The sequence below is a fragment of the Brevundimonas sp. UBA7506 genome (genome assembly GCF_002479495.1).
In the GTDB taxonomy this organism is placed as follows: domain Bacteria; phylum Pseudomonadota; class Alphaproteobacteria; order Caulobacterales; family Caulobacteraceae; genus Brevundimonas.
Genome location: NZ_DLNQ01000015.1, coordinates 664988 through 689308, shown reverse-complemented (window position 1 = coordinate 689308; position 24321 = coordinate 664988). Strand labels below are relative to the sequence as shown.

General features: G+C 67.6%; 26 protein-coding genes and 1 riboswitch. Of the genes, 14 read left to right on the top strand and 12 right to left on the bottom strand.

The features are described from left to right. Nucleotides 1-188 precede the first annotated feature (188 nt). The 5 genes from B3K53_RS16085 to B3K53_RS16065 all read right to left on the bottom strand — a co-directional run bounded on the left by B3K53_RS16085 (nt 189) and on the right by B3K53_RS16065 (nt 3963). Nucleotides 189-1031, bottom strand: coding sequence for a ribokinase (locus B3K53_RS16085; RefSeq protein ID WP_292085641.1), 843 nt, complete (start codon nt 1029-1031; stop codon nt 189-191). After that, nucleotides 1028-1963 (bottom strand): nucleoside hydrolase, encoded by a 936-nt coding sequence (locus B3K53_RS16080; protein WP_292085639.1) that lies wholly within the window; start codon nt 1961-1963, stop codon nt 1028-1030. Before B3K53_RS16080 ends, B3K53_RS16085 begins: the two co-directional genes overlap by 4 nt. A 40-nt stretch (nt 1964-2003) precedes the next feature. Further along, nucleotides 2004-2540: a Rid family hydrolase gene (locus B3K53_RS16075; protein WP_292085638.1), complete on the bottom strand. Its 537-nt coding sequence runs from the start codon at nt 2538-2540 to the stop codon at nt 2004-2006. A gap of 71 nt (nt 2541-2611) precedes the next feature. Next, nucleotides 2612-3271, bottom strand: coding sequence for an aspartate/glutamate racemase family protein (locus tag B3K53_RS16070; RefSeq protein WP_292085637.1), 660 nt, complete (start codon nt 3269-3271; stop codon nt 2612-2614). Between the two features lie 239 nt (nt 3272-3510). Next, entirely contained in the window at nt 3511-3963 is a 453-nt protein-coding gene (locus B3K53_RS16065; protein ID WP_292085636.1) for a GNAT family N-acetyltransferase, read from the bottom strand. A gap of 56 nt (nt 3964-4019) precedes the next feature. Beyond that, a riboswitch (TPP riboswitch) is annotated at nt 4020-4129 on the top strand. A 63-nt stretch (nt 4130-4192) separates the two neighbouring features. On the opposite strand from B3K53_RS16065, the gene thiC reads away from it, so the two are divergent. The 4 genes from thiC (at nt 4193) to B3K53_RS16045 (ending at nt 8949) form a co-directional block, all read left to right on the top strand. Next, nucleotides 4193-6106 (top strand): phosphomethylpyrimidine synthase ThiC, encoded by a 1914-nt coding sequence (thiC, locus tag B3K53_RS16060; protein WP_292085635.1) that lies wholly within the window; start codon nt 4193-4195, stop codon nt 6104-6106. A gap of 69 nt (nt 6107-6175) precedes the next feature. Beyond that, complete coding sequence (locus B3K53_RS16055; protein ID WP_292085634.1) at nt 6176-7210, top strand: ParA family protein; 1035 nt, start codon at nt 6176-6178, stop codon at nt 7208-7210. Then, on the top strand, nt 7210-8061 hold the full coding sequence (locus B3K53_RS16050; protein ID WP_292085631.1) for an SIR2 family protein: 852 nt from the start codon (nt 7210-7212) through the stop codon (nt 8059-8061). The genes B3K53_RS16055 and B3K53_RS16050 overlap by 1 nt, the downstream gene beginning before the upstream one ends. 138 nt (nt 8062-8199) lie before the next feature. Continuing rightward, entirely contained in the window at nt 8200-8949 is a 750-nt protein-coding gene (locus B3K53_RS16045) for a hypothetical protein (RefSeq protein ID WP_292085629.1), read from the top strand. 164 nt (nt 8950-9113) lie between these two features. Here B3K53_RS16045 and B3K53_RS16040 read toward each other — a convergent pair whose 3' ends face one another. Beyond that, nucleotides 9114-9788 (bottom strand): DsbA family oxidoreductase, encoded by a 675-nt coding sequence (locus B3K53_RS16040; RefSeq protein ID WP_292085627.1) that lies wholly within the window; start codon nt 9786-9788, stop codon nt 9114-9116. Between the two features lie 63 nt (nt 9789-9851). Beyond that, nucleotides 9852-10127 (bottom strand): hypothetical protein, encoded by a 276-nt coding sequence (locus tag B3K53_RS16035; protein ID WP_292085626.1) that lies wholly within the window; start codon nt 10125-10127, stop codon nt 9852-9854. A 120-nt stretch (nt 10128-10247) separates the two neighbouring features. Here B3K53_RS16035 and B3K53_RS16030 point away from each other — a divergent pair, with 120 nt between their 5' ends. The 4 genes from B3K53_RS16030 (at nt 10248) to B3K53_RS16015 (ending at nt 12896) form a co-directional block, all read left to right on the top strand. Next, a complete protein-coding gene (locus B3K53_RS16030; protein ID WP_292085625.1) occupies nt 10248-11003 on the top strand; it encodes a ribonuclease T2 family protein in 756 nt (251 codons plus the stop codon). Nucleotides 11004-11061: 58 nt separating this feature from the next. After that, nucleotides 11062-11439: a hypothetical protein gene (locus B3K53_RS16025; protein WP_292085624.1), complete on the top strand. Its 378-nt coding sequence runs from the start codon at nt 11062-11064 to the stop codon at nt 11437-11439. 27 nt (nt 11440-11466) lie between these two features. Continuing rightward, entirely contained in the window at nt 11467-12240 is a 774-nt protein-coding gene (locus B3K53_RS16020) for a hypothetical protein (protein WP_292085622.1), read from the top strand. Nucleotides 12241-12338: 98 nt separating this feature from the next. Next, on the top strand, nt 12339-12896 hold the full coding sequence (locus B3K53_RS16015) for a hypothetical protein (RefSeq protein WP_292085621.1): 558 nt from the start codon (nt 12339-12341) through the stop codon (nt 12894-12896). Here the strand turns inward: B3K53_RS16015 and B3K53_RS16010 are convergent. From B3K53_RS16010 to B3K53_RS15995, 4 genes are all read right to left on the bottom strand, one after another. Beyond that, nucleotides 12893-14239 carry a GGDEF domain-containing protein gene (locus tag B3K53_RS16010; protein WP_292085620.1) on the bottom strand — a complete coding sequence of 449 codons (1347 nt, stop codon included), beginning with the start codon at nt 14237-14239 and terminating at the stop codon, nt 12893-12895. The genes B3K53_RS16015 and B3K53_RS16010 overlap by 4 nt on opposite strands. 121 nt (nt 14240-14360) lie before the next feature. After that, entirely contained in the window at nt 14361-15401 is a 1041-nt protein-coding gene (locus B3K53_RS16005; protein ID WP_292085618.1) for a hypothetical protein, read from the bottom strand. 97 nt (nt 15402-15498) lie between these two features. Continuing rightward, nucleotides 15499-16266, bottom strand: coding sequence for an ABC transporter permease (locus B3K53_RS16000; protein ID WP_292085617.1), 768 nt, complete (start codon nt 16264-16266; stop codon nt 15499-15501). Then, nucleotides 16266-17201 carry an ABC transporter ATP-binding protein gene (locus B3K53_RS15995; protein ID WP_292085615.1) on the bottom strand — a complete coding sequence of 312 codons (936 nt, stop codon included), beginning with the start codon at nt 17199-17201 and terminating at the stop codon, nt 16266-16268. The genes B3K53_RS16000 and B3K53_RS15995 overlap by 1 nt, the downstream gene beginning before the upstream one ends. Before the next feature lie 137 nt (nt 17202-17338). Between B3K53_RS15995 and B3K53_RS15990 the strand changes: the two genes are divergently transcribed. Both B3K53_RS15990 and B3K53_RS15985 read left to right on the top strand, forming a co-directional pair. Then, nucleotides 17339-17923, top strand: coding sequence for a lipocalin family protein (locus tag B3K53_RS15990; RefSeq protein ID WP_292085614.1), 585 nt, complete (start codon nt 17339-17341; stop codon nt 17921-17923). A 12-nt stretch (nt 17924-17935) separates the two neighbouring features. Continuing rightward, nucleotides 17936-19249 carry a PQQ-dependent sugar dehydrogenase gene (locus tag B3K53_RS15985; RefSeq protein ID WP_292085613.1) on the top strand — a complete coding sequence of 438 codons (1314 nt, stop codon included), beginning with the start codon at nt 17936-17938 and terminating at the stop codon, nt 19247-19249. 51 nt (nt 19250-19300) lie between these two features. Here B3K53_RS15985 and B3K53_RS15980 read toward each other — a convergent pair whose 3' ends face one another. Beyond that, nucleotides 19301-19849, bottom strand: coding sequence for a hypothetical protein (locus tag B3K53_RS15980; RefSeq protein ID WP_292085612.1), 549 nt, complete (start codon nt 19847-19849; stop codon nt 19301-19303). A 337-nt stretch (nt 19850-20186) separates the two neighbouring features. Between B3K53_RS15980 and B3K53_RS15975 the strand changes: the two genes are divergently transcribed. From B3K53_RS15975 to B3K53_RS15960, 4 genes are all read left to right on the top strand, one after another. Continuing rightward, nucleotides 20187-21986, top strand: coding sequence for a long-chain-acyl-CoA synthetase (locus B3K53_RS15975; protein WP_292085610.1), 1800 nt, complete (start codon nt 20187-20189; stop codon nt 21984-21986). Between the two features lie 128 nt (nt 21987-22114). Then, a complete protein-coding gene (gene motA, locus B3K53_RS15970; protein WP_292085609.1) occupies nt 22115-22984 on the top strand; it encodes a flagellar motor stator protein MotA in 870 nt (289 codons plus the stop codon). A 473-nt stretch (nt 22985-23457) separates the two neighbouring features. Beyond that, entirely contained in the window at nt 23458-23745 is a 288-nt protein-coding gene (locus B3K53_RS15965) for a hypothetical protein (protein WP_292085608.1), read from the top strand. A 186-nt stretch (nt 23746-23931) separates the two neighbouring features. Beyond that, on the top strand, nt 23932-24213 hold the full coding sequence (locus tag B3K53_RS15960) for a hypothetical protein (protein WP_292085606.1): 282 nt from the start codon (nt 23932-23934) through the stop codon (nt 24211-24213). Nucleotides 24214-24321 lie beyond the last annotated feature (108 nt).

The following is a 24321-nucleotide window of genomic DNA, read 5'->3' as shown; positions in this document are numbered from 1 at the left end:
AAGCCCTGTGGATCCTCCCCCGTTCACGGGGGAGGGGGACCGCCGCAGGCGGTGGAGGGGGCGAACGCATCCCCCCTCCTTTAAACTCCACGCAGATCAACGCCGGCGTTCAAACCGCGACGCGCGATCTCGCCCCCTCCACCATCCTTCGGATGGTCCTCCTCCCCCGCTTCGCAGGGGAGGATGGGTTAAGCCAACAACCCCTCGACCTCTTCGCGCGTGCCCAGCGACGGCTGCGCCCCCGGCCTCGTCGCGGCCAGAGCCCCCGCCGCGCAGGCGAAGTGCAGGGCGGCATCCGGCGTCATCCCGTCCAGCAGGGCCACGGTGATGGCGCCGACGAAGGCGTCGCCCGCCCCGGTCGCGTCCACCGCTTCGACACGCGGCGGCGTGGCCCAGGCCATCTCGACGCCGCGCCGATACATGACCGCCCCGCGCGCCCCCTTGGTCACCGCCACCAGACCGCCGCCGACGTGCAGGGCCTCGCCATAGAAGGCGGCCTCGGTCTCATTGACCACCAGCAGGTCGGCGCGCCGCAGCAGGGCCTCCGACACCGGGGCGGCGGGCGCCAGGTTGGCGCAGACGAAGTCCGTGGCCCGGCCCACCGCCGCCTCGACCGTCTCGATCGGCAGCTCCAGCTGGACGATCAGCGGCGTCTCGATCCGTGACGGCAGCTGTTCCGGCGTGACGAAGTGGTTGGCACCGGCGGCGACCACGATCTGGTTCTCTCCGCCCGGATCGACCGCGATCAGGGCCACCCCCGTCGGCGCCGCGATGTCCGTCTCGACCCCGGACAGGTCCACCCCGTGCGCCAGCATCAGGGCCACGGCCGCGCCCGACATCTCATCCTCGCCGACCCGCCCGATCAGGCTGACCTCGGCCCCCAGCCGCCGCGCCGCCAGGGCCTGATTGGCGCCCTTGCCGCCCGCATGGCGGGCCAGGGTCGCCCCCGTCACCGTCTCCCCCGGCGCGGGCAGACTGGGCGCGGACGCCACCATGTCCAGATTGATCGATCCGACGACAGTGATCCTCATTGCCCTGCTCCCAGTCTCTCCGCGATCAGGGCGAAAACCCCGTCCGCATCCGCCCTTGTCGCCCAGAAATGCCTGGCCGTCGCCGCGTCGACGCGGAACTCGACCGCCGTATGGCCGCGCGTCAGATCGCTCTCAGTCTCCACGTCGATCCGGCACGGCGCCAGCTCGAACAGCTCCGGCTTCAACAGCCAGGCCACGGTGCAGGGGTCATGCAGCGGCCCTGCGTCCCAGCCGACGATCTCGCGCTCGGTCCGCTGCGAGAAGCGCAGCATCCCCGCCGCCGTCCGCCCCGAGGCCGTGTCCACCGCCTCGATCATCCTGATGCGCGCCTCGGTCGAGCGCACCTGATGGGTGGCGTCCAGTCCCAGTACGATCATCCGGCAACCCGACGCGAAGACCTCCGCCGCCGCGTCCGGGTCGGCCCAGATGTTGAACTCGGCGCTGGCGGTGATGTTGCCGCCTTCCGCGCGCGCCCCGCCCATGACCACCACCGGCCCCAGATGGTCCGCCAGCCTCGGCTCGGCCCGCATCGCCAGCGCCAAATTGGTCATCGGCCCCATGACGATCAAGGCCACGCTGCCCAGGGGCCGCGCCATCACCAGCCTTGCGATGGCCTCCGCCGCCGCCCCCTCGGCCGCCGGCGCGGCGGGCTCGAACGGCTCCAGATCGCCCAGCCCCTCGGCCCCGTGGAACTCGCCCGCCCCCGCCGGCTCGCGCCTCAGCGGCCGCTCGGCCCCGGCGTGGACGGGCACATCTTCACGCCCCGCGATCTGACGCAGGATGCGGGCGTTGCGCGCCGTCTTTTCGGCGCTGACGTTGCCCCCCACCGTGGTCACGGCCAGCAGGTCGAGGTCATGGGAGGCGAAGGCGGTCAGCAACCCCGTGGCGTCGTCGACGCCGGGATCGCAATCAATGATGAGAGACTGTTTCACCGCCCTTCCCTGCCCCGACCGGCCGAGCGCCGCAAGCGCCTCAGTCGCGCGGAGCAGGTGAATGGGCGATCAGTTGGATCTCGACAATGCTGCCCTCGCCGCCCAGCAGACCGCTGGTCCCCACCGCCGTCCAGGCCGGTCGCGGTCCCTGCGAAAACTCGCGCCAGACCTTGGACAGGACCGCGATCTGCTCATCGCGCGTGCCCGCGAACCCCGGCCCGTCCCAGACGTGAAAGGTGTTCAGCATGGCCACGTCGTCCAGGCTGCTTCCCGCCGCCCGCAGCGTCTGGTTCAGTTGGCGCAGGGCGCGGCGCACCTGACCCTCGAAGGCCGTCACGTCGTTCCCCTCGCCCTCAGCGCGGAACACCACCAGCCCCGATACATACAGAACGTCGCCGACCCGACGCGCGGGCGCATAGCCGATTTCATCGTGCGCCCGTTTCTGCCCCGCCGAAGGGATGATGACCTCTCCGCCCGGCGAGGGCAGGCGTTGCGGAAAGGCCGCCTCCTGGGCGACGACCGGCCCGGCGGCCCCCAGCGCCAACACGGTCGCGACGACACGAAGACACAGGCTCATGATCCCTACCTCGCTGCTGCAAAGCCGGAAGCGTTCGCCTCGACGGTCGCTCCCGGCAACTTAAGCTTTTGTCAGAGACACGTCTCAACGCAGACCCGCGCCAGCACCTCGGCCGAGTCCGTCAACCGAACCGCTGTGTCGCCCGCGTCCAGCAACAACGGCACCTCGGTGCAGCCGCCGATGATCCCTTGCGCCCCCGCCGCGACCAGAGCCGCCGCCAGGCCCCGCATGGCCGCCCTCTGCTGCGGCCCCGTATCGCCCGCCTTGACCCCGAACACCACGGCCATGAAACGCGCCCGGTCGGCCTCGGACAGCCGCACCATCACCACGCCCTCGGCCGCCAGGGCCTCGGCGTAGAGCACCTCGCCGCCCGGCGTCGCCAGCACCCCGATCCGGGTCGCGCCGCCTGCCGCCGCAACGCGCGCCGTCTCCACCACCATGTCGATGAAGGGCAGGCCGGCCGCCCGGATCGCCCCGGCGTGGGCGTGGGCGGTGTTGCACGGCATGGCCAGGACCTCGGCTCCGGCATCGCGCAGCCGCGCCGCCATCTCGCCCAGGGTTCGCCCCGCCGCCTCGGGCTGTGTGTGCCGGTTCGGCACCTGGGGGTTCATGTCCATGAGCACCCGCACGTGGTCCTCGTCGCCCCTGGCCGGGGTCAGGGCCTGGACCCGCGCCAGAAAGGCCACCGTCGCCGCTGGACCCATGCCGCCCAGAACGCCCAAAGTCTTCATCCCGCGCGCCTCTGTCTTGTTCGAAAACACATCTTTCAACCGTTCTCTGACGAAGGAAACCGCCGCCTCGCCGACCCGCGTTCAACAATCATGGTGAACGCGCGAATTCTTGCGGAACCAAGTTTCAGGTCCGTTGTTATTGCATCGGACACATCGGACGCCCCCCAACCCCGATGTCGTCTGTGGCGGTCCGGCCTTAACGCCCCCCCGACTGAGAAGCCGGACCGCCCCCCTCTCCCTCAATCCAGCCTCAGCACCATGTCCCAGCGATCAATGCCGGGCGCATAGCCGTCGGGCGTGACCTTTTCCGCCTCGAAGCCGAACCGCGCATAAAAGCCTTGGGTATGCTGGCTGGTGTTCAGGATGACGCGGCTGATCCCCGGCGTCGCCCGCGCCGCCGCGATCCGCGCCTCGGTCAGCACCCGCCCCAGCCCCTGGCCGTGCAGCTCGTTGCCCACCATGCCCCAGCACAGGGCGACGCTGACTCCGTCCGCCTCGACCGCATGGCCGCCGCAGCCGACGATCCGCCCGTCCCGCTCGATCACCTGATAGGGCCAGCGCAGGGCCTGATCCTTCAGAAAGCCGACAAACCCCTCGCGCTCGCTGACGTCGAAAAAGCGCGGTGTATTGCTGTCGAACAGGGCCAGACACCCGGCCATGTCCTCGGGGCGATAGGTGCGGGAAAGGATCATTCCCCTTCCTGCCACGCCCGCCTCGCTTGACCTACCCCCGAAACGAGCTAGGGTCGCGCCGTTCTCCGGGGGGTCGCAATCGAGCGGCTGAGATAGAGGTTTCTCCTCTGACCCGTCGAACCTGATCCGGGTCATGCCGGCGAAGGGATGAGTACGCTTCCGGCCTCGGCTTCACGCCACAGGACCGGCACGCCCGACGTCGGCGGACCTCAAACGTTTTGAGGCCGCCATGAACATCAACGTCACGCCGACGACCGAACAACCCCACGAGCCGAACGTGGAACTCCCCCTCGCCGAGGCCCGCAAGGCCGTCGAGGCCGAGACCGGCCGCATCCCCACCGGCCCCCGCGCCGGCGGCGTCAAGGTCTATGTGGCGGGCGAGCTCTTCCCAGACATCCGCGTCCCCTTCCGCGAGGTCGCCGTCCACCCTTCGGCCAACGAGCCGCCGGTGACGATGTATGACTCATCGGGCCCCTACACCGACCCCGCCGTGACCATCGACATCAAGAAGGGCCTGCCCCGCGTCAAATCCAGCTGGCAGCTGGATCGCGGCGACATCGCCCCCGTCGCCGAACCGCGCGAGGTCAAACCCGAGGACAACGGCCACGCCAGCGGCAAGCACCTCGCCCCCCGCTTCGACGTCTCCAACCATCAGGTCTTCAAGGGCGTCGAGGGTCGCCCCGTCACGCAATACGAATACGCCAAGGCCGGCATCATCACGCCCGAGATGGAATACGTCGCCATCCGCGAGAACCTGCGCCGCGAGCAGAACGCGCCCTGCATCCGCGACGGCGAAGACTTCGGCGCCGCCATCCCCGACTTCGTCACGCCCGAGTTCGTGCGCCAAGAGATCGCCCGCGGCCGCGCCATCATCCCTCACAACATCAACCACCCCGAAGTCGAGCCGATGATCATCGGCCGCAACTTCCTGGTGAAGATCAACGCCAATATCGGCAACTCGGCCGTCCTCTCCAGCGTCGACGACGAGGTGGACAAGCTGGTCTGGGCCACCCGCTGGGGCGCCGACAACGTCATGGACCTGTCGACGGGCCGCAACATCCACAACATCCGCGACTGGATCATCCGCAACTCGTCCGTCCCCATCGGCACCGTCCCCATCTATCAGGCGCTGGAGAAGGTGAACGGCGTCGCCGAGGACCTGACCTGGGAGGTGTTCCGCGACACCCTGATCGAACAGGCGGAACAGGGCGTGGACTACTTCACCATCCACGCGGGCGTGCGCCTGCCCTTCGTGCCGATGACGGCCAAGCGCGTGACGGGCATCGTTTCGCGCGGCGGCTCCATCATGGCCAAGTGGTGCCTGGCCCACCACAAGGAGAGCTTCCTCTACGAACACTTCGAGGACATCTGCGACATCATGCGCGCCTATGATGTCAGCTTCTCGCTGGGCGACGGCCTGCGCCCCGGCTCCATCGCCGACGCCAATGACGAGGCCCAGTTCGCCGAGCTTCGCACCCTCGGCGAGCTCACAAAAATCGCCTGGGCCAAGGGCTGCCAGGTCATGATCGAAGGCCCCGGCCACGTGCCGATGCACAAGATCAAGGCCAACATGGATGAGCAGCTCAAGCACTGCCACGAGGCGCCCTTCTATACGCTTGGCCCGCTGACCACCGACATCGCCCCCGGCTATGACCACATCACGTCCGCGATTGGAGCGGCCATGATCGGCTGGTTCGGCACGGCCATGCTCTGCTACGTCACGCCCAAGGAACACCTCGGCCTGCCCGACCGTCAGGACGTCAAGGACGGCGTCATCACCTACAAGATCGCCGCCCACGCCGCCGACCTGGCCAAGGGCCACCCCGCCGCCCGCATGCACGACGACGCCCTCAGCCGCGCCCGCTTCGAGTTCCGCTGGGAGGACCAGTTCAACCTCGGCCTCGATCCCGAAACCGCCCGCAAATACCACGACGAGACCCTGCCGAAGGAGGCGCACAAGACCGCCCACTTCTGCTCCATGTGCGGCCCCAAGTTCTGCTCGATGAAGATCAGCCAGGACATCCGCGACGCCGCCCGCAGCCAGAACGACGCCGGCGCCAGCCTCACCGAAGCCGAAGCCGGCATGGCCGAAATGAGCGCCAGGTTCCGGGCGGGGGGCGCAGCGCTTGAGGTGAAGGTGTGATGAGCATTTGACTAAGCGCTGTGGAGTGTTACCAACCCCAGCAAGGATTGTCGGTGAGGGCTGCTATCGATGAAGGTCGTTTCTTTCTTTAACAATAAGGGCGGCGTGGGAAAAACAACCCTCACCGGCAACATAGCTGCCTATCTCGCTCTCGAAATGAAAAAGCGAGTCCTTGTTATAGATTGCGACCCTCAGTGCAATATCACTCAATTTATTCTGGGCGATACAAAAACAATCGACATCTATTGGCCAGAGTCCCCCGAAAAAGACGACCCAAGAACAAAGACCATTCTTGATATAGTCCAGCCAATACTTGACGGCGACGCCAGCATTAACCGGCACATCAAACCACTTTCTGCGAGGACAAATCGGTTCGGTGTCGACTTGGTCCCCGGGCACCCGCGCTTCTCTCTGTTTGAAGAACCGCTCTCGACCGCATGGACCGAATTGCCGAGCGGAAAACCTGGAGGGTTTCGGGTTTCTAACTGGCTGCGGTCGTATCTAGAGACACACTCCCAAACTTACGACGTCGTCTTCGTAGACGTGAGCCCGTCGCTCGGAGCACTAAATCGGTCCGTACTTCTTAGCTGCGATTACTTCATCGCACCACTAGGTGCTGACGCATTCAGCCTCCTTGGCATTCGCAATATTTCACGCTGGATGGAGGGATGGATCGACTATTACAAGGTCGGACTAGAACAATCGGAGCGATTGAACGCTGGTGCGCTAGATAGGTTCAAGGTTCGCCGAGACATCCCCATTGAAAATGGATTTATAGGTTACACGCTACAGCAATACATCGCCAAAGCTAAAGAAGGCGAGAGACGCCCCACCAAAGCTTATGAGCGCATACTGTCCGACGTACCTAAAGAAGTGAGCAAATTCTTAGCGCGCTTCTTACGCGCAGACGTCGTAAAAGACCCTCACCTCGGCGACGTACCAAACCTCTACAGCCTGATCCCGTTGGCCCAAAGCGCCAACGCGCCAATCATTGCGCTCAAATCGCGAGATGGATTGGTCGGAAGCCAGTTCATTCAGTCGGCCAACTACAAGCAAATTATAGGAAGCCTGGCTGACAAAATCGCGGCGCGAGTATTAGCGTAATGGCATTCTGGCCAGACAGCCTAGCTCGCGAGATTGCGGACCGACGCGTACTGATCTTCATAGGCGCAGGACTGTCGAAGTCCGCGTGCCCAACACTACCCACTTGGCCCACACTTCTCACGACCCTCTCCGAGAGGCTCGGAAAACAAAAGGACAAAATCCTAATAAAATCTCTCATTAAAAAGGGAGAGCTATTGGACGCGGCGCAGATAATTCGGGATGGCGTCGACGGCGCTGTTTTGAGCACCGATATCAGAAACAAGTTTCAGATCCGCCCAACACCATACAACGACATTTACAAACACCTACTACTTCTAGATCCAAAAACTATAGTAACCACAAACTACGATGAGTTCGTAGAGAGAAATTTTGAGCATTTTAGCGGGGGAACGGAGGCGCACAGCATAGTAAGGCACGACGGAACGCATTTACTAAACGACTTACGATCTCCAATCCGAAACATTGTCAAGATACATGGATGCGTATCGAACCCACACGACGTCGTCCTTGACAGAACTTCATACTTCGAAGCTAGAAAGAAAAATCCCTCTTTATTCTCCCTAGTATCCGCACTTATGACAGTTAATACTGTGTTATTTCTTGGATACTCCGTAAGCGATCCAGACATTCGGATAATTTTAGAAAATATCAACCTGGTCAGCAAGGCCGAGAATTCACACTACGCCCTTGTAAGCAAATTTGATCACTCCTCCATAAAAGGAGCCCTAACATCTACATACAACATCAAATATCTTGAGTATCCAGATGGTCAACACGGCTTGGTTCCTGGGCTAATCAAGGAGTTGGCTGAAAGCGTCGAGGCAATCCGTTCATCCAGGGGTATTGTCTGAAGCAAGAACTTCAGAAAACAGCACAGTGCCAGTGCCGCCCTCCCAGTCGGGCCAACCCCCACTTGGAAGGCCGCCCCCCCCGTCCGATCCTGACGCACCCGTCCGCCATCCTGCTTCGCTCAGGCAGGAGGCGGCGAGATGGACGACCAGACGTACCGGCACGAGGGCGAGCCCCGGATCGTCGCCTCGGGACGGTGGCAACAGGACGAGTACGGCGACACCACCTACATCCCCGACCACATCCGCCCCTCGACGGCGCCGCCCGCCGATGCCGACGCGGCCTCTGTCAACGACGAGTGCGCAAGGACCGGGGCCGACGGCTATCGCATCCGTTCCGACGCCGTCTGGACGGCGGCGCGGCGCGACTATCTGGCCGGGGACGCGGCCGAGGCCGTCTGCGCCCGCTATGACCTGAAGCTGGGGACCCTGCGCTCCCGCGCCGCGCGCGAGGGCTGGCGCCGCAGCGACGTCGAGGACGTCTGGCCCGACCCGCAGGACGAAGAGGCCGACACGACCCCGCCCGACCTGACCCGGATGGCGGCCCAGGCCCTGATGCGGCTGAACCGCGCCCTGCAGCGCGGCCGCGCCGCCGAGGCCGCCTCCTGGCTCCGCACCTGGCGCGCCCTGACCGACCCGGCCCTTCTGGCCGCCGCCACGCCCAAAGCGGAGCCCGAACCCGCGCCCCTCTCCACACTGGAGCAGGACCTGCAAGAGGTCGCCGCCGTCGCCCGCGACGCCGCCGCCCTCTCCCCCGACGACCACGCTGGCCGCCGCGCCATCGAAGCCCGCATGGCCGCTCTCAAGGCCCGCCTCGATCCCGAGGGCGCGATTTCAGACGATTCAGACGAATTGGACTCTGTTTTTCTGGCGGAGGCGCACCCGCCCTGACCCCACCTCCGTCATCCTCCGGCAACCCGCGCAGCGGCGCCGACCGGGGGACCCAGCGGCGCCGAAGGCGATCTTTGCAGCAAGTGCGGAGCGCGATCTTTCGCCCTACGGGCGCCGCTGGGTCCCCCGGTCTCGCTCTGCTCGCCGGAGGATGACGAAAGGTATTAAACCTCCGCAGCGATCTGCCGCAGGGCCTGTTCGAACGCCGCCGCCGGTTGGCCGCCGCTGATCAGGTACTTGCCCTCGACCACGACGGCGGGGACCGAGGTGATGCCCCGCGCCCGCCACAGGTCCTCGGCGCCGCGCACCTCCTGGGCATACCGTCCCGAGGCTAGGACCTCGCCCGCCTCGGCCCGGTCCAGCCCCGCCGCCTCGGCGGCCTCGGTCAGGACGCGGGCGTCGGTGAGGTTGCGGTTGTCGGTGAAGTGGGCGGTGAACAGGGCGCGCTTCAGCGCCTCCTGCTTCTCCGGGGCCGTTTCGTGGGCCCAGTGCAGCAGGCGGTGGGCGTCGAAGGTGTTCCAGATGCGGCTGTCCGGCCCCATGCGCATGTCGAACCCGACCTCGGCGGCGCGGGCGCGGATCATCTCGCGGTTCTGGGCCGACTGTTCGGGGGTGGAGCCGTATTTGGCGCCGATGTGCTCGACGATGTTCTCGCCTTCCGGCGCCATCTGCGGGTTCAACTCGAACGGCTGGAAGGCGATGTCGGCGGCGATCCCCTCGCCCTTGAGCTTGTCCAGCGCCGTCGTCAGCCCGCCCAGCCCCACGGCGCACCAGGGGCAGACCACGTCCGAGACGAAGTCGATCTTCAGGGTCTTCAGGGCGGGGGCGGCGTCGGTCATGGTGCGGTTCCTCTGGTTATCCGCACCATATGGTGTTGCTGATCGGGCGCGCCAGTGGCGGAGCTACCGTTTACCCATCAAGGGGGTCAGCAGGGTGTTGACCTCGTCCATCTGGCCGTGGCCGAGGGCGGCGCGACGCTCCAGCTCGTCGGCCCGGGCCTGCAGCTCGCGGGCGCGGGCGGCGCGGGGGTCGTCTTCGGGCACCGCCTCCAGATCGGGGCGGCGGGCCTCCAGCTCGGCCAGCAGTTCGTCGAAGCGGGCCTGGTTCATCGCCTCGCCCTGCTCGAACAGGGCGATCGCCTCTTCCAGGGCGGCTTCAAAGGCGGTTTGTTCAGGCATCACAGGGTCCCCTATGCTCACGCTTATCAATGGACGAGAGCCGCGCCGGGTTCCGTCTCGACCCCATGGCGTGAAGCGTCTAGTCGTCGTTTTTTCCCGCCGACCCGACCGGAGCCCCTGATGCGGCCGACCCTGCTGATCTCGCCCGCCGTTCTGGGCGCCGCCCTGCTGCTGGCCGCCTGCGAGCCGCGTCTGTCGTCCCCGGTCATGACCGCCGCCGAGGGCGCGACCTGCGCCGTCCCCGCCGACCTGACGCCCGCCCGCCCCTATACGCCGCCCGCCGACGAGGTCGCCGCCGACGTGCCGGTCGCCTTCAACATGCTGGCCGTCAGCTGGTCGCCCCAGGCCTGCCGCTCGGGCAAGGACTACCCGGACGAGCGTTACCAGTGCGCCCAGAACCAGTTCGGCCTGACCCTGCACGGCCTGTGGCCCAACGGCGCCGACAACCGACACCCGCGCTACTGCGCCGCCCCCGGCCCGGCCATCCCGGTGGCGACGGTGAAGAAGCACTTCTGCATGACCCCCTCGCCGTCCTTGCAGCAGCACGAATGGGCCGCCCACGGCACCTGCGGCTGGGACAGCCCCGAGGCCTATTTCGAACAGGCCGCGCGGATGTGGAACGGCCTGAACAAGCCCGATCTGGAGGCCATTCCGGCCGAGCGCCTGACCGCCGGCGCCGTCCGCGACGCCTTCGTCGCCGCCAACCCCGGCCTGCCGCGCGACGGCGTCTTCATCGCCACCACCGACGGCTGGTTCCGCGAGGCGCGGCTCTGCTACTCGAAAACCTATCAGCCCATGGCCTGCCCGCGCGGCCTGGGCGCCCCCGACCGCGAGCGGCTGAAGCTGGCCCCTACCGGCATGCAAACGACCCGTTAACCGAAGCGGCGCAGCCTCAGGCCGCAGTCCGAGTGGACCGCCCAGTGGAGCGCCGCCGATGTCGACCGTGCTGACCCAGAGCTATCGCCGCCAGCGCGACCATTTCGAGCCCCAGGACATGGACCCGCAGGAGCAGCGCCGCCTGCGCGGCCTGCTGGAGCAGATCGACTACGCCGCCTTCGTCTCGAACCGCGAGGTCATCAGCCAGACCTTGTCGCAGGTGAACACCGGGACCTTCCAGAAGCTGGCCGTCCTGACCGCCAGCGCCCGCGCCCGCTGGGCCGCCGAGGCCCTGCGCCTGTCGGAATCCGGCTCGGCCGTGACCCCCGACCAGACCGCCCGCCTGACCGCCGCCCGCACCGCCTACGAGGAACTGGCCGAAGCCTACGAGGCCCTGCGCCGCATGGTGGAACGCGGCTACCTGACCTTGCGATAGGGCCGCCTCCATGCGCCTATCAGCGCCATGATCGCCGCAGCAACCCTTCTGTCCGCCCTGCTCGCCGCCACTCCGGCGGCCGCGCAGGACAAGGACGGCTGGACCCTGACGGAGGCCAGCGGCGCCCTGATCGCCAGCGCCAGCTATGAGAGCGGCCAGTCCTTTGTCGTCCGATGCCGCAACAGGCGCCTGGACGTCATGATGACCGGCGTGCCGACCGAATCCGGCCCGCAAACTCGTCGGCTCGAATGGGCGGTGCAAGGCGAGGAGCATCAGAGACAGACCTGGCTCAACCTGGCCAATCAGCCCATGATCTTCGCCAGCCGCCCCGTCCATGTCGCCCGCATCTTGAGAAAGGGCGGTACGGCGTCGGTTCGATTGCCAGCCAGCAGCGAGACCGCCCAGGCCCGTCGATACGACCTGCCTCTCCCATCTGACGCTGACGGCCTCGATCAGGTCCTCGCCGCCTGCGAAGCCCGGCTGGACGATCCGCGTGACGATCTGATCGAGATCGATCCGCCCTACGAACGTCCCGGCGTCTTTCCCGACATCTGGCAGAGGCTTGCGACGCCGCAGTATCCCAACAGCGCCATATCGGCCGGCGCTGGAGAGGTCCTGTTCAGCTGCATTGTGGCCGAGAGCGGCCGACTGCGCGATTGCCGCATCGAGATGGAGAACCCGCCGCGCGTCGGCTTCGGGCAAGCCACCCTGGACGCCCTGCCTTCCTCGCGCCTGCGCCTCGGACCGGGTGTGGAGCCGGGTCGTCTCGTGATCAGCCGCCTGCTCTACCGCCTGGAGTAGAAGGGCCTGTCCATCCGGACGACCGGCCCTCGCCCGAAGTCACAGAACAAAGATACCCAGACTTGCGCCAAGCGTTGCCGTTCCCCTTATCCAGGGACATGAAACCTCTGGCTCCCCTCCTCGCGGCCCTGCTTCTGCTCACGGCCTGCGGTCCCTCGGCTCGCACTGACGACGCACCCGCGCCCGTGGCCGTGGCCGTGGCGGACAACCGGGCGCTAGCGGCCTTGTTCAGGGACGATCAAGCCGCGCGCAAGCACGGCGGGCCCGATCCGATGGAAAGCCTCGCCGACGCCGAGCGGCGGGACCAGGTCCGGGCCATGCTGGACCGGGGCGAGGTGCGGTCCGGCAGGGACTACTGGCGAGCGGGTTTCATCTTCCAGCATGGCGACCGTCCTGAAGACTTTCTGCTGGCCCACGCCCTGGCCACCGCCGCCCTGAGCCAAGGCGAACCGGACGGCGCCTGGCTGGCGGCCGCCAGTCTGGATCGCTACCTGCTGGCGACGGGCCGGCCGCAGATCTACGGCACCCAGTTCATCGCGTTTTCGAACCAGCCGACGATCCAGAGCGCCCTCGACCGCGACCTGCTCACCGACGCCATTCGCAAGGCGACCCGCGTGCCGGCCCTGGCCGAGCAGACGCCCCGGCCCGGACACTAGCCTCGTTCGACGCGGTTCCGGCCCGTGTTCTTGGCGCGATACAGGGCCTCGTCTGCGGCCTTGATGAGGTAGTTCTCGTCGGGGTGGCCGCCGTGCTCGGCGACGCCGATCGAAGCTGTGACGCTGAAGGGCTCCAGCCCGCCGGCCTTGATGGCGCGTCCCTGGAGGGCGGCGCGGACGCGCTCGGCGATGGTCATGGCCTGATCCAGCCGGGTCTCGACCAGCACCACCAGGAACTCCTCGCCGCCATAGCGGAAGACGAAGTCGCTGGGCCGGACGTTCTCGGTGATGGCCTCGGCGACCTGACGCAGCACCTCGTCGCCGGCCTGGTGGCCGCGCGTGTCGTTGACGTTCTTGAAGTGATCCACGTCGATCAGCATCACCGACAGGGCGCTCTTGTTGGCGTTGGCGAACCCGATCTCGCGGCTCAGGATCGAGGGCAGGAAGCGCCGGTTCAGCGCCCGCGTCAGGGGATCGCGTCCGTTCTCCATGTCGCCCAGGACCTGGAACATCTCGTTCAGCAGGAAGGCGACCTCCTCGACCGCCGTCTGCAGGGCCTTCAGGGCCTCGGCGCGGTCGCCGCCGCTGTCGGGCTCCAGCCGGGGCAGCAGAACCCCGTCGATCCGCGCCATGGCCTGGTTCAGCGCCGCCAGATGCGGCGAGGTCTCGAACAGGAAGCCCGCGCGGTGGCGAATCCACAGGCCGAAGGGCGAGTTGGCCATGGCCTCCCGCCCGTCGCCGGCGCCGTTGCCGAGGATGCGGAACAGGGTCTTCTGGCCCCACTCCATCAGGCTGGCGCGCTGGCTCTCGCGCTCCAGATTGACGTCCTGATCCAGGGAGAACAGGCGATAGGCCTCGTCGAGGCGGGCCCGGTTCATGGTGCCCTTCACATAGGACTGGCTCATCAGGCGGATCGCCGCGTCGATGCGCTCGTCGATCAGGCGGAACTGGCGGAAGCCGTCGGCCTCGTTCTCCAGCAGGTCGGCGAGACGGGCCTTCAGGACCGAGGCCCCGGCCATGACCAGGTGGACCGGGATCTTGATGCGGGCGTGGACCTCGCCGATCTTGATCTGGCGGGCGATGAAGGCCGCGTCGTTCGCGTCGCCGGTCGTGTCCAGCAGGTCCAGCAGCCAATCGTGCAGCGACCGGCTCAGCCGCTCCTGAACGATGGAATGATGCAGGAAGGCCTTGGCCTCGGGGTCGTCCAGCAGGGTGTCGTAGAAGGCCGTGACCAGATCGTCGGCGTGCGCGTTCAGCAGAGCCCGGACCGAGGCCGCCGTCTCGCCCCTATGCCCCTCGCCGCCGAGACGCACGGCGAAGGCTGCTGGGTTGGAGGTAGGCATAGGCTGGACTCGCGCGACATTTACTGGGGACGGCAGAGCGCCCCGACCAGCGCGCCCTCTCAGACCCCGGCCATAGCCAAGCCGGACAGGCCGGACAAGCGCCTCCCGCCCCTTTGGCGCCCTAGTCCAGCGGCTGGGGCTTGGTGACCACCGGGGCGTCCGGGTCGCTCTGGGCCGGGCGCGCGGCGGTGGGCGGGGGACCGGCGGGCGGGACCGGCTCCGGCGCGGGCGCGACCACCACGACCGGCGGGGCGACCGGCGCGGGCGCGACAGACGTCGCGGCCTGGGGCGTCGCGGCCTGGGGCGTCGTGGCCTGAGGCGTCGTGGCCTGAGGCGTCGTGGCTGGGGGCGTCGTGGCGGGGCGCGCGGCCCTGTTCGCCGCCAGGGTTTCCGGAGAGGCCGATTGAGCCCGGCGGGGGGCGGAGGAACGGGCGGCGGCTGGCGCCGGGGCGGGCGTCAGCGGCGCCGCGTCGGGCGCAACGGCCTCGGTCGCCGGGGCGGCCGCCGTCTCAAGCACGGAAGCCGCCGGCGCCGACGGCGCGACCGGTTCGCTGTTCGAGCGCGTGATCAGCCAGGTGGCCAGGGGCGCCCCGATCACCACCAGGACGGCGGCGGCGACGTAGAGCGGCGTGCGGCTGCGCGCCGGGGCCTTCGCGGCCGTCACCGCCCGGGGCACCGCGATCTCAGGCGCGACAACGGGACGAGGCGCGGGCGAGGCCTCTGAAGCAGGCGTCGGCTTAGGCGCGACCGTCGGCTTCGGGGCCGGCTGCGGGTCGCGGGCCACAAGCGGGGCCGCCGGCAGGGGCCTGGGCGTGGCGTCGACGGGCGCCGACGGGGCGACAGGGCGCGGTGGCGTCGGCGTGGTCGGCATCGGCGCCGTGAGCAGGGTCGGTCCGACGGCGGGTTGCGGCGCGCGGCGCTGCGGCACCAGGGAGCCGCCGAAGACCCCGCTCGAACCTTGCGACGGAGCCGGTCGCGGCGAAGTCGCCGCCGGAGCCGCCGGAGCCGCCGGACGGGGCGCAGGCTTCGGCGCTTGCGGCGCCGGTGGGATCAGACCCGTGCCGCGCGGCAGAGGCCCGGCCATGAAGGTCGTCTGTGGCGGGCGTCCCCATTGCACCTGACGGCGGGCGAAAGGAACGGGCTTGTCGTCGGCGTCGGACATTCGGGCTCCGGCGCCGGGCGGCGCGCATCACGAAAAGGTCGGAAGACCATCAAACTGCTGAGCGAGTTCGGCGGTTTCGTGACGCGCTGAACCGTCCTCAGTTCTTCAGACGATAGCCCGTCTTGAAGATCCAGCCGACCACCGCCAGGCAGGCGAAGAAGAAGCCCAGCGTGGCCGTCAGGCTCAATCCCACGCTGACGTCGCCGACGCCATAGAAGGCCCAGCGGAAGCCCGAGATCAGATAGACCACCGGATTGAACAGGGTCACCGTGCGCCAGGCCTCGGGCAGCATGTCGATCGAGTAGAAGGCCCCGCCCAGGAAGGTCAGGGGCGTGACGATCAGCATGGGGATCATCTGCAACTGCTCGAAACTCTGCGACCAGACCCCGATGATGAAGCCGAACAGGCTGAAGGTGGTCGAGATCAGGATCAGGAAGGCCAGCATCCAGAAGGGGTGCAGGATCTGCAAAGGCACGAACAGGGCCGCCGTCGCCAGGATGATCAGCCCCAGCACGGCCGACTTGGTCGCCGCCGCCCCGACATAGGCGATGACGATCTCGAGAGGGCTGACGGGCGCCGACAGGATCTCATAGATGGTGCCGGTGAATTTCGGGAAATAGATGCCGAAGGAGGCGTTGAAGATCGACTGGGTGAACAGGCTCAGCATGATCAGGCCCGGCACGATGAAGGCGCCGTAGGGCACGCCCCCGACCTCTTCCATGCGGCTGCCGATGGCCCCGCCGAAGACGACGAAGTAGAGCGCCGTGGTGATCACCGGCGTCACGATCGACTGCCACAGGGTGCGCAGGGCCCGCGCCATCTCGAAGCGATAGATGGCCCAGACGCCATGTCCGTTGAACGTCATCACGCGCTCTCCCCGTCGCGGTGAACCAGGCTGACGAAGATGTCTTCCAGCGAGCTCTGGCGGGTGTTCAGGTCCTTGAAGGCGACGCCCAGATCGGACAGGCGGCGCAGCAGCGACGGCACCCCGGTCTTCTCGGCGTGGGCGTCGAAGGCGTATTCCAGCTCTCCGCCCTCGTTCTTCAGGCTCAGATCCCATTCGGCCAGTTCCGGCGGGATCGCCGCCATCGGTTCCTGCAGGTTCAGAGTCAGGGTCTTCTTGCCCAGCTTCTTCATCAGGACGGCGGTCTGCTCGACCAGGATCAGTTCGCCCTTGAGGATGACCCCCACCCGGTCGGCCATCTCCTCGGCCTCCTCGATATAGTGGGTGGTCAGGATGATGGTGACGCCGTGATCGCGCAGCTGGCGCACCAGCCCCCACATGTCGCGGCGCAGCTCCACGTCCACGCCCGCCGTGGGCTCGTCCAGGAACAGGATGTCGGGCTCGTGGCTCAGGGCCTTGGCGATCATGACGCGGCGCTTCATCCCGCCGGACAGGGTCATGATCTTGGCGTCCTTCTTGTCCCACAGGCTGAGGTCGCGAAGGATGCGCTCGATCAGGGCCGGGTTCGGGGCCTTGCCGAACAGGCCCCGGCTGAAGGTGACGGTGGCCCAGACGGTCTCGAAGGCGTCCGTCGTCAGCTCCTGCGGCACCAGACCGATCTTGGTGCGCGCGGCGCGATAGTCCTTCTGGATGTCATGGCCGTCGGCGACCACCGTCCCCGTCGAAGGCGTGACGATGCCGCAGATGATCGAGATCATCGTCGTCTTGCCCGCGCCATTCGGCCCCAGCAGGGCGAAGATCTCGCCCTTCTCGATCTCCAGATCGACGCGCTTCAGCGCCTGATGGCCGGACTTGTAGGTCTTGGTCAGACCCTGAATGGTGATGACTGACGGCATAGCCCCTCCCGGCTCAGGTTGCGCAGATAGGAAGGCGTGGCGACGCGCTCAAGCCCCGCCGCCGACCGGTTTTCCAACCGAAGTCATCCGACAGGGAACGGCGGACGTAAACCTGTGTTCGTCACACGGAGGCTCCCATGCCCGTCGCCGACCCGCCCTTGCGTCGCCTCGCCGTTGCGGCGCCGGCCGCCGCCCTGGTTCTGATGCTGGTCCTGACCCTGGGCGCCTGCGCCACGGCCCCGTCCATGAGCGAAACCCGCGCGCCCCAGCCGCTGAAGCCCGTCGACGCCCAGCGCCTGTGGTCGGGCCGCTGGCACGAGGTGGCGCGCCTGCCCATGAAGATCACCGACGGCTGCGTGGCCGGGGCCAGCAACTACGACTTCAGCCCGCCCACCCGCGTCGCCATGCGCGACACCTGCCAGGTCGGCACGCCCCAGGGCCGCGAGAAGGCCATCGAGGGCCGCGGCGAAATCCTCGACCCCGGCATGAACGCCAAGCTGCGGGTCAGATACCTGTGGGGCTTCATCACCTGGGATTACTGGGTGCTGGACCGGGCCGAGGACTACAGCTGGTTCATCTCGTCGGACCCGACCTTCGACAAGCTGTTCATCTATACCCGCGAGGTCCCCACGCCGGATCAGCTGGTGCGGCTGACGCGACGGGCGGGGGAACTGGGGTATGATGTCAGCCGCCTGGAGTTCCCGGCCCTGCCCGAACGCTGAGGAGACAAGCCCATGAGCCGTCGCCGCCTCGTCGCCGCCCTGCCCCTGCTGACGGCGCTCGCCGCCTGCGGCACGGAAAGCACCCTGCCGGAAAGCGTCGGCTTCGGCGCCGACCCGCAACTGCCCCAGGCCCGGCCCCAGACCATCCCCACCGTCAAGATCGCCCCCGCCGTCGGCTGGCCCGCAGGCCGCACCCCGGTGGCGGCGCAGGGTCTGACGGTCAACGCCTTCGCCACGGGCCTGGACCATCCGCGCTGGCTTTATGAGCTGCCCAACGGCGACGTCCTGGTGGCCGAAAGCAACGCCCCGCCCAAGCCGGACGACAAGAAGGGCGGCCTGCGCGGCTGGGTTCAGGGCCTGGTCATGGGCAAGGCGGGCGCGGGCGTGCCCAGCGCGAACCGCATCAGCCTGCTGCGCGACGCCGACGGCGACGGCGTGGCGGAACTGAAGACCGCCTTCCTGTCCGGCCTGACCTCGCCCTTCGGCATGGCCCTGGTCGGGGAGCGTCTTTACATCGCCAACGCCGACGCCGTGGTGGCCGTCCCCTATCAAACCGGCGAGACCCAGATCGCCGCGACGCCGGTCAAGGTGGCGGACCTGCCCGCCGGCCGCAACCACCACTGGACCAAGAGTCTGGTCGCCTCCGCCGACGGCTCGCGGCTCTACGTCGGGGTCGGGTCCAATTCCAACGTCGGCGAGAACGGCCTGGACGAAGAGGTGGACCGCGCCGCCGTGCTCGAGATCGACCCGGCCGCCGGCGCCCGGCGCGTCTTCGCCTCGGGCCTGAGAAACCCTGTCGGCATGGCCTGGAATCCCGAGGACGGGCGGCTGTGGGTGGCGGTCAACGAGCGCGACGAGATCGGCGACGATCTGGTCCCCGACTACATGACCTCGGTCACGCCCGGCGGCTTTTACGGCTGGCCGTGGAGCTACTATGGCCAGACCGTCGACGCGCGGGTCAGGCCGCCCCGCCCCGACGTGGTGGTCAGGGCCATCAAGCCCGACTACGCCCTGGGCTCGCACACCGCCTCCCTGGGCCTGACCTTCTATACGGGCGCCCTGATGCCGCAGTGGCGCAACGGGGCCATCGTGGGCCAGCACGGCTCGTGGAACCGCAACCCGCCCGCCGGCTACAAGGTCATCTTCATCCCCTTCAGCGGAGGAAAGCCCGCCGGTCCGCCGCAGGACGTCCTGACCGGCTTCCGCAACGAAAAGGGCGAGGCCATGGGCCGCCCGGTCGGGGTGCTGGGCGTCCGCTCGGGCGCGCTTCTGGTGGCCGACGACGTCGGCGACGTGGTCTGGCGCGTGACCCCGTCACAGCCCTGAGCGCGAAGGAAAAGGCCCGGCGCGAGCCGGGCCTTTCCTGACGGACGACGATCAGGTCGTCGGAACGATGATGACGGGCGCGGGCGGCGCGGCGGGCGTGACTGGCGCCGGCGGCGGCGTCACGACCGGAGCCTGGGGCGCGACCGAAAGATAGGGCTGCGGTCCGGTCGACACGATCGGCGCCTCCGTCTCTTCGACGGGAGCGGCGCGCGGGGCCCTGGCCGGGGCGGTCGGCGCCGGGGGCGCGCGACGCTCGACCGGGACGGCGACCGACGGAGCCGCAGGCGTGGCCGTCGTCAACTCGGCCGGCGCGGTCGGAGCCGCCGTCAGCGACGAAACCTCAGGCGAGACTTCCGGCGCGACCAGCGGCGCAGGCGGCGCGGCCTCGATGGCCGCAGGCGTCGCCTCCTCACCGGGCTGCATCAGCATGGCCGCCGCCGCGCCCCCGATCACCAAGACCCCCAACGGGGCCAGAAACATCCAAGTTTTCACGGGTTTCTTCGACATCCGGCCGCTGCGGCGGGCATAGACGGGCACATAGGCCTCGCTGTCCAGGCGGTCAGCGGCGGGGCGAATTTGATCAGTATAGGTCACGGACATGATGTCTTCTCCTTGATCCAGGGCCACTCAACCCGGTCAAAAGAGCGTGGTTCCGCGAATAACGTCATCGCCCCCAAGAAACACCACTGGCGCCACAGTTCAGGCGAAAGCGTGATCAAGTCATCCAGCCGTCATTTCTTCGGTCATTCTCGCCGTTGATCGCCGCACAGGTTGACGTAACGTCGCGCATCAACCTTACCCAACGTCATCGAAAACGAGGCTCAAGCATCGCGCCGATGAAACATTGTGGCGATGTGCGCTTGCTACCTGTTGACCCGCCGTCGCCGCCCGTTCATCACCGTTGAAAGTCATAAACTCGGGAAGAGGCGGCGCAACCATGGGTCTGGCAGCGAACATCCGGCGCGATATGAGATTCGCGGGCGGGCTGTACCGCCTCCTGAAGCGCATCAAGCCTATCACCCTCGACAGCGACGTCCTGGTCTGTGACGACATCGAGGAGGCCGTCGACAAGTTCCCCGACAATGTCGCGCTCGAGGATGAAAGCCGCCGCCTGACCTATCGCGAGCTGGACGCCCTGGCCAACCGCTACGCCCACTGGGCCAAGGCGCGGAACCTGAAGCGTTCGGACGTCATCGCCCTGGTCATGCACAACAGGGTCGAATACCTGGCCGCCTGGATCGGCTTCTCCAAGGTCGGCGTGGCCACGGCCCTGATCAACACCAATTTGACCGGTCAGGCCCTGGCCCACTGCCTGACCATCTCCAACGCCTTCAACGTCGTCACCGATCAGGAAAGCTGGCGCGCGGTCGAAGAGGCCCGCCCCTTCATCGACCGCAACCTGATGGTCTGGGTCCACGGCCTGGCCGACGAAGACGAGACCAACGAGCGCCGCGACATCGACAACGCCGTGCGCAGCGCCTCCTCGGTGCGCCCGGACAAGGGCCTGCGCAGCGGTCTGACCAACCGCGACACGGCCCTGTTCATCTTCACCTCGGGCACGACCGGCCTGCCCAAGGCCGCGCGCATCCCGCATTCGCGCGCCCGCACCTATATGCGCGCCTTCGCCGGGGCCACCGCTTCGACGTCCAGGGACGCCCTCTACAACTGCCTGCCGCTGTATCACTCGACCGGCGGCCTGGTGGGGGTCGGATCGATCCTGCTGAACGGCGGTCGGATGATCATTCGCCGCCGCTTCTCCGCGACCCACTTCTGGCCCGACGTGAAGACGTCCGGCGCCACCATGTTCGTCTATATCGGCGAGTTGTGCCGCTATCTGGTCAACTGCCCGCCCAACGAGGACGAGCGCGCCCACAAGCTGCGCCTGGCTTTTGGCAACGGCCTGCGCCCCGACGTCTGGACCGAGTTCCAGAAGCGTTTCGGCATCAAGAACATCATGGAGTTCTACGGCTCCACCGAGGGCAATGTCTCCCTGTTCAACTTCGACGGCAAGGCGGGCGCGATCGGCCGCGTGCCCGGCTTCCTGAAGTCGCAGTTGAACATCCGCCTGATCGCCCTGGACCCCGAGACCGGCGAGCCGATCCGCGGCGCCGACGGCATGTGCCGTCTGGTGGCGACGGGCGAAACCGGCGAGGCCATCGGCCAGATCGCCTCGGACATCCGTCACGACTTCTCGGGCTACGCCGACAAGAAGGCCTCGGAGAAGAAGATCCTCACCGACGTCTTCAAGAAGGGCGATCGCTGGTTCCGCACCGGCGACCTGATGCGCCAGGACCGCGACGGCTACCTCTATTTCATGGACCGTCTGGGGGACACCTACCGCTGGAAGGGTGAGAACGTCTCGACCGCCGAGGTTGAACAGCGCCTGCACGACGCCCCCGGCGTTCAGGAAGTCATCGCCTACGGCGTCGTCGTCCCCGGCCAGGAAGGCAAGGCCGGGATGGCCGGCCTGGTGCTGGAGGGCAAGTTCGATCCCGCCGCCTTCGCCGCCTACGCCGACGAGCAACTGCCGCCCTACGCCCGTCCGGTCTTCCTGCGCCTGATGAAGTCGGCCGAGACCACCGGCACCTTCAAGTACCGCAAGGTCGATCTGGTCGCCGACGGCTTCGATCTGGAGAAGGTCGAGGGCCCGGTCTATGTGCGCGGCGGCAAGGCTGGCTACCAGAAGCTGACCGCCAAGGCCTATGAGGCCATTCTGGACGGCACGACCCGGCTTTAGGCGCCCGACGCCTGCGACATCGCGCACCTGGATTGCGTCCCGAACCGGGATTCGTGAAACGCGCCCTTAAGCATTAACGCCGATAACGGGCGTCCTGAGCTTTCTCCCGCAGGACGTCCGACCCCGCCATGTTCCAGATTATCGGCATCATCATGCTGTTCGCCATGGTGTTCGGCAGCTACGTCCTGGCGGGCGGCAAGTTCGGCGTCATCATGCACGCCCTGCCGCACGAGTTCATGGCCATCGGCGGTGCCGGCGTCGCCGCCTTCCTGATCTCCAACAGCCTGCCGGTGATCAAGGCGTCGCTGGCCGGTTTCGGCAAGACCTTCGCCGGACCCAAGTGGAAGAAGCAGGACTACAAGGACCTGCTGTCCCTCCTGTTCCAACTGACCAAGACGATGAAGTCCAAGGGCGTCATCGCCCTGGAAAGCCACATCGAGAAGCCGGCCGAGAGCAGCATCTTCCAGAAATACCCCAAGGTGCTGAAGGACCACTTCGCCACCGACTTCATCTGCGACACCCTGCGGATGATGACCATGAACCTCGAGGATCCGCATCAGATCGAGGACGCCATGGAAAAACAGCTGGAGAAGCACCATCACGAGGCCCTGGCCTCGGCTCACGCCCTGCAGAACCTGGCCGACGGCCTGCCCGCGCTCGGCATCGTGGCCGCCGTTCTGGGCATCGTGAAGACCATGGGCTCGATCACCGAGCCGCCGGAAGTCCTGGGCGGCATGATCGGCGGCGCCCTGGTCGGCACCTTCCTCGGCGTCTTCCTGGCCTACGGCCTGGTCGGCCCCTTCGCCGCGCGCCTGAACGCGATCATCGAAGAGGAAGGCGCCTACTACAAGATCATCCAGTCGGTGCTGGTCGCCCACCTGCACGGCAACGCCGCCCAGATCTCGGTCGAGATCGGCCGCGGCGACATCCCCTCGACGGCCCAGCCCTCCTTCGCCGAGATGGAAGAAGCCCTGGCCGCCGCTCCGACGGACGCCTGACCGGTCGTCTCCCCTTCCGTTCACGGCGGGAACACGGATCGCTCACGATGGTTCTCCACGGGTCACGTTCGCGTGCATTCCTGTGGAGCCCTGCATGAAAGCCCTGTCCGCCCTGCTTCTCGGCGCCAGCGCCCTAACGGTCCTGGCGGCGTGCGAAGACGAGCCGTCGCCATCCCCGGCCGCCCCGGCTGCCGAATCGGCGGCCGTCCCCGCCGAGGGCGCCGCGTCCGCACCGGCGCCGGACTCCGCCGCGCCTCCGCCCGGCGAATCGACGGCGCCGACTTCGCCACCCGCCCAGACACCGCCGACCCTGCCCGAAGACAGGCCGCCGACCGACCCCATGGATCCGGCCGCCCGTCCGGTCCCCCCGGCCTGAGGCCGGTCCGGGCTTGTCGAACCCTGCAATCTCGCGTTACGCCTTGCATCGGCGGGATGGTCCCGCCGAAACTTGAAGTCAAAGGGGCTATAGTCACATGACCATCCGTCGCCTGATGATCGTCGCCGCGGGCCTGAGCGCCCTCTCGCTGGCCGCCTGCCAGCAGCCGGCGCCCAAGACCGAAGAAGCCGCCGCTGTCGCTGACGCGGCCGCCGACACCGCCACCGACGCCGCGGCCACCGCCGCTGACGCCGCCACGGCCGCCGCCGGCGCCGCCACCGACGCCGCCGCCTCGGCCGGCGACGCCGCTCAGACGGCCGCCGACACGGCCGCCGCTGCCACGACCCCGCCGCCCCCGCCGCCCGCCGAGAAGGCCGCGCACTAAAAAAATCGGTCCCCCAAAGACCGTGAAAAGGCCGCCCCGGCGGGATGTCGGGGCGGCCTTTTTGCTGGGAATAACGAGACTTCACGAACCCGTGAGAATTTCGCTTGCGGTTTTGCTCACGATCCCGTTATCTCCCCCCTAGCGAGGGTTCATGATCTCGCTTTTACCTTCTGAAGGATAACAACTATGCGCATCACCGCTCTGATCGCCGCTTCGGCCGCCGCTCTGGCCCTGGCTGCTTGCCAACCGGCCGCCACCGACAAGGCTGAAGACGCCGCCGCCGACGCCACCGACGCCGCCGCCACCGCCACGGACGCCGCTGCCACCGCCGACGCCGCCGCCACCGACGCCGCCGCCGCTGCTGGCGCCGCCACCGACGCTGCTGCCGCCGCTGCTCCGGCTGCTGCCGACGCTGCTGCTGCTCCGGCCGCCGCTGCTCCGGCTGCCGCTCCGGCCGCCGCTCACTAAGACTTACGTCTTGGATCGCGGCCTCCGGGTCGCGATGCGGAAAGGGGTCGTCTTCGGACGGCCCCTTTTTTCGTGCCCGCTATCCAGCCGGACGCCTGACGGCTAAAG

Excerpts from the sequence above, each read along its gene's own strand:
- B3K53_RS16010 (WP_292085620.1), bottom strand. The coding sequence starts at position 14,239 with ATGCCTACCTCCAACCCAGCAGCCTTCGCCGTGCGTCTCGGCGGCGAG.
- B3K53_RS15995 (WP_292085615.1), bottom strand. The coding sequence starts at position 17,201 with ATGCCGTCAGTCATCACCATTCAGGGTCTGACCAAGACCTACAAGTCC.
- B3K53_RS16040 (WP_292085627.1), bottom strand. The coding sequence starts at position 9,788 with ATGACCGACGCCGCCCCCGCCCTGAAGACCCTGAAGATCGACTTCGTC.
- B3K53_RS16005 (WP_292085618.1), bottom strand. The coding sequence starts at position 15,401 with ATGTCCGACGCCGACGACAAGCCCGTTCCTTTCGCCCGCCGTCAGGTG.
- B3K53_RS16055 (WP_292085634.1), top strand. The coding sequence starts at position 6,176 with ATGAAGGTCGTTTCTTTCTTTAACAATAAGGGCGGCGTGGGAAAAACA.
- B3K53_RS15975 (WP_292085610.1), top strand. The coding sequence starts at position 20,187 with ATGGGTCTGGCAGCGAACATCCGGCGCGATATGAGATTCGCGGGCGGG.
- B3K53_RS16045 (WP_292085629.1), top strand. The coding sequence starts at position 8,200 with ATGGACGACCAGACGTACCGGCACGAGGGCGAGCCCCGGATCGTCGCC.
- B3K53_RS15965 (WP_292085608.1), top strand. The coding sequence starts at position 23,458 with ATGACCATCCGTCGCCTGATGATCGTCGCCGCGGGCCTGAGCGCCCTC.
- B3K53_RS16020 (WP_292085622.1), top strand. The coding sequence starts at position 11,467 with ATGATCGCCGCAGCAACCCTTCTGTCCGCCCTGCTCGCCGCCACTCCG.
- B3K53_RS16085 (WP_292085641.1), bottom strand. The coding sequence starts at position 1,031 with ATGAGGATCACTGTCGTCGGATCGATCAATCTGGACATGGTGGCGTCC.
- B3K53_RS16015 (WP_292085621.1), top strand. The coding sequence starts at position 12,339 with ATGAAACCTCTGGCTCCCCTCCTCGCGGCCCTGCTTCTGCTCACGGCC.
- B3K53_RS16000 (WP_292085617.1), bottom strand. The coding sequence starts at position 16,266 with ATGACGTTCAACGGACATGGCGTCTGGGCCATCTATCGCTTCGAGATG.
- B3K53_RS15990 (WP_292085614.1), top strand. The coding sequence starts at position 17,339 with ATGCCCGTCGCCGACCCGCCCTTGCGTCGCCTCGCCGTTGCGGCGCCG.
- B3K53_RS16030 (WP_292085625.1), top strand. The coding sequence starts at position 10,248 with ATGCGGCCGACCCTGCTGATCTCGCCCGCCGTTCTGGGCGCCGCCCTG.
- B3K53_RS16075 (WP_292085638.1), bottom strand. The coding sequence starts at position 2,540 with ATGAGCCTGTGTCTTCGTGTCGTCGCGACCGTGTTGGCGCTGGGGGCC.
- B3K53_RS15985 (WP_292085613.1), top strand. The coding sequence starts at position 17,936 with ATGAGCCGTCGCCGCCTCGTCGCCGCCCTGCCCCTGCTGACGGCGCTC.
- B3K53_RS16025 (WP_292085624.1), top strand. The coding sequence starts at position 11,062 with ATGTCGACCGTGCTGACCCAGAGCTATCGCCGCCAGCGCGACCATTTC.
- B3K53_RS16035 (WP_292085626.1), bottom strand. The coding sequence starts at position 10,127 with ATGCCTGAACAAACCGCCTTTGAAGCCGCCCTGGAAGAGGCGATCGCC.
- motA (WP_292085609.1), top strand. The coding sequence starts at position 22,115 with ATGTTCCAGATTATCGGCATCATCATGCTGTTCGCCATGGTGTTCGGC.
- thiC (WP_292085635.1), top strand. The coding sequence starts at position 4,193 with ATGAACATCAACGTCACGCCGACGACCGAACAACCCCACGAGCCGAAC.
- B3K53_RS15960 (WP_292085606.1), top strand. The coding sequence starts at position 23,932 with ATGCGCATCACCGCTCTGATCGCCGCTTCGGCCGCCGCTCTGGCCCTG.
- B3K53_RS16065 (WP_292085636.1), bottom strand. The coding sequence starts at position 3,963 with ATGATCCTTTCCCGCACCTATCGCCCCGAGGACATGGCCGGGTGTCTG.
- B3K53_RS16050 (WP_292085631.1), top strand. The coding sequence starts at position 7,210 with ATGGCATTCTGGCCAGACAGCCTAGCTCGCGAGATTGCGGACCGACGC.
- B3K53_RS16070 (WP_292085637.1), bottom strand. The coding sequence starts at position 3,271 with ATGAAGACTTTGGGCGTTCTGGGCGGCATGGGTCCAGCGGCGACGGTG.
- B3K53_RS15980 (WP_292085612.1), bottom strand. The coding sequence starts at position 19,849 with ATGTCCGTGACCTATACTGATCAAATTCGCCCCGCCGCTGACCGCCTG.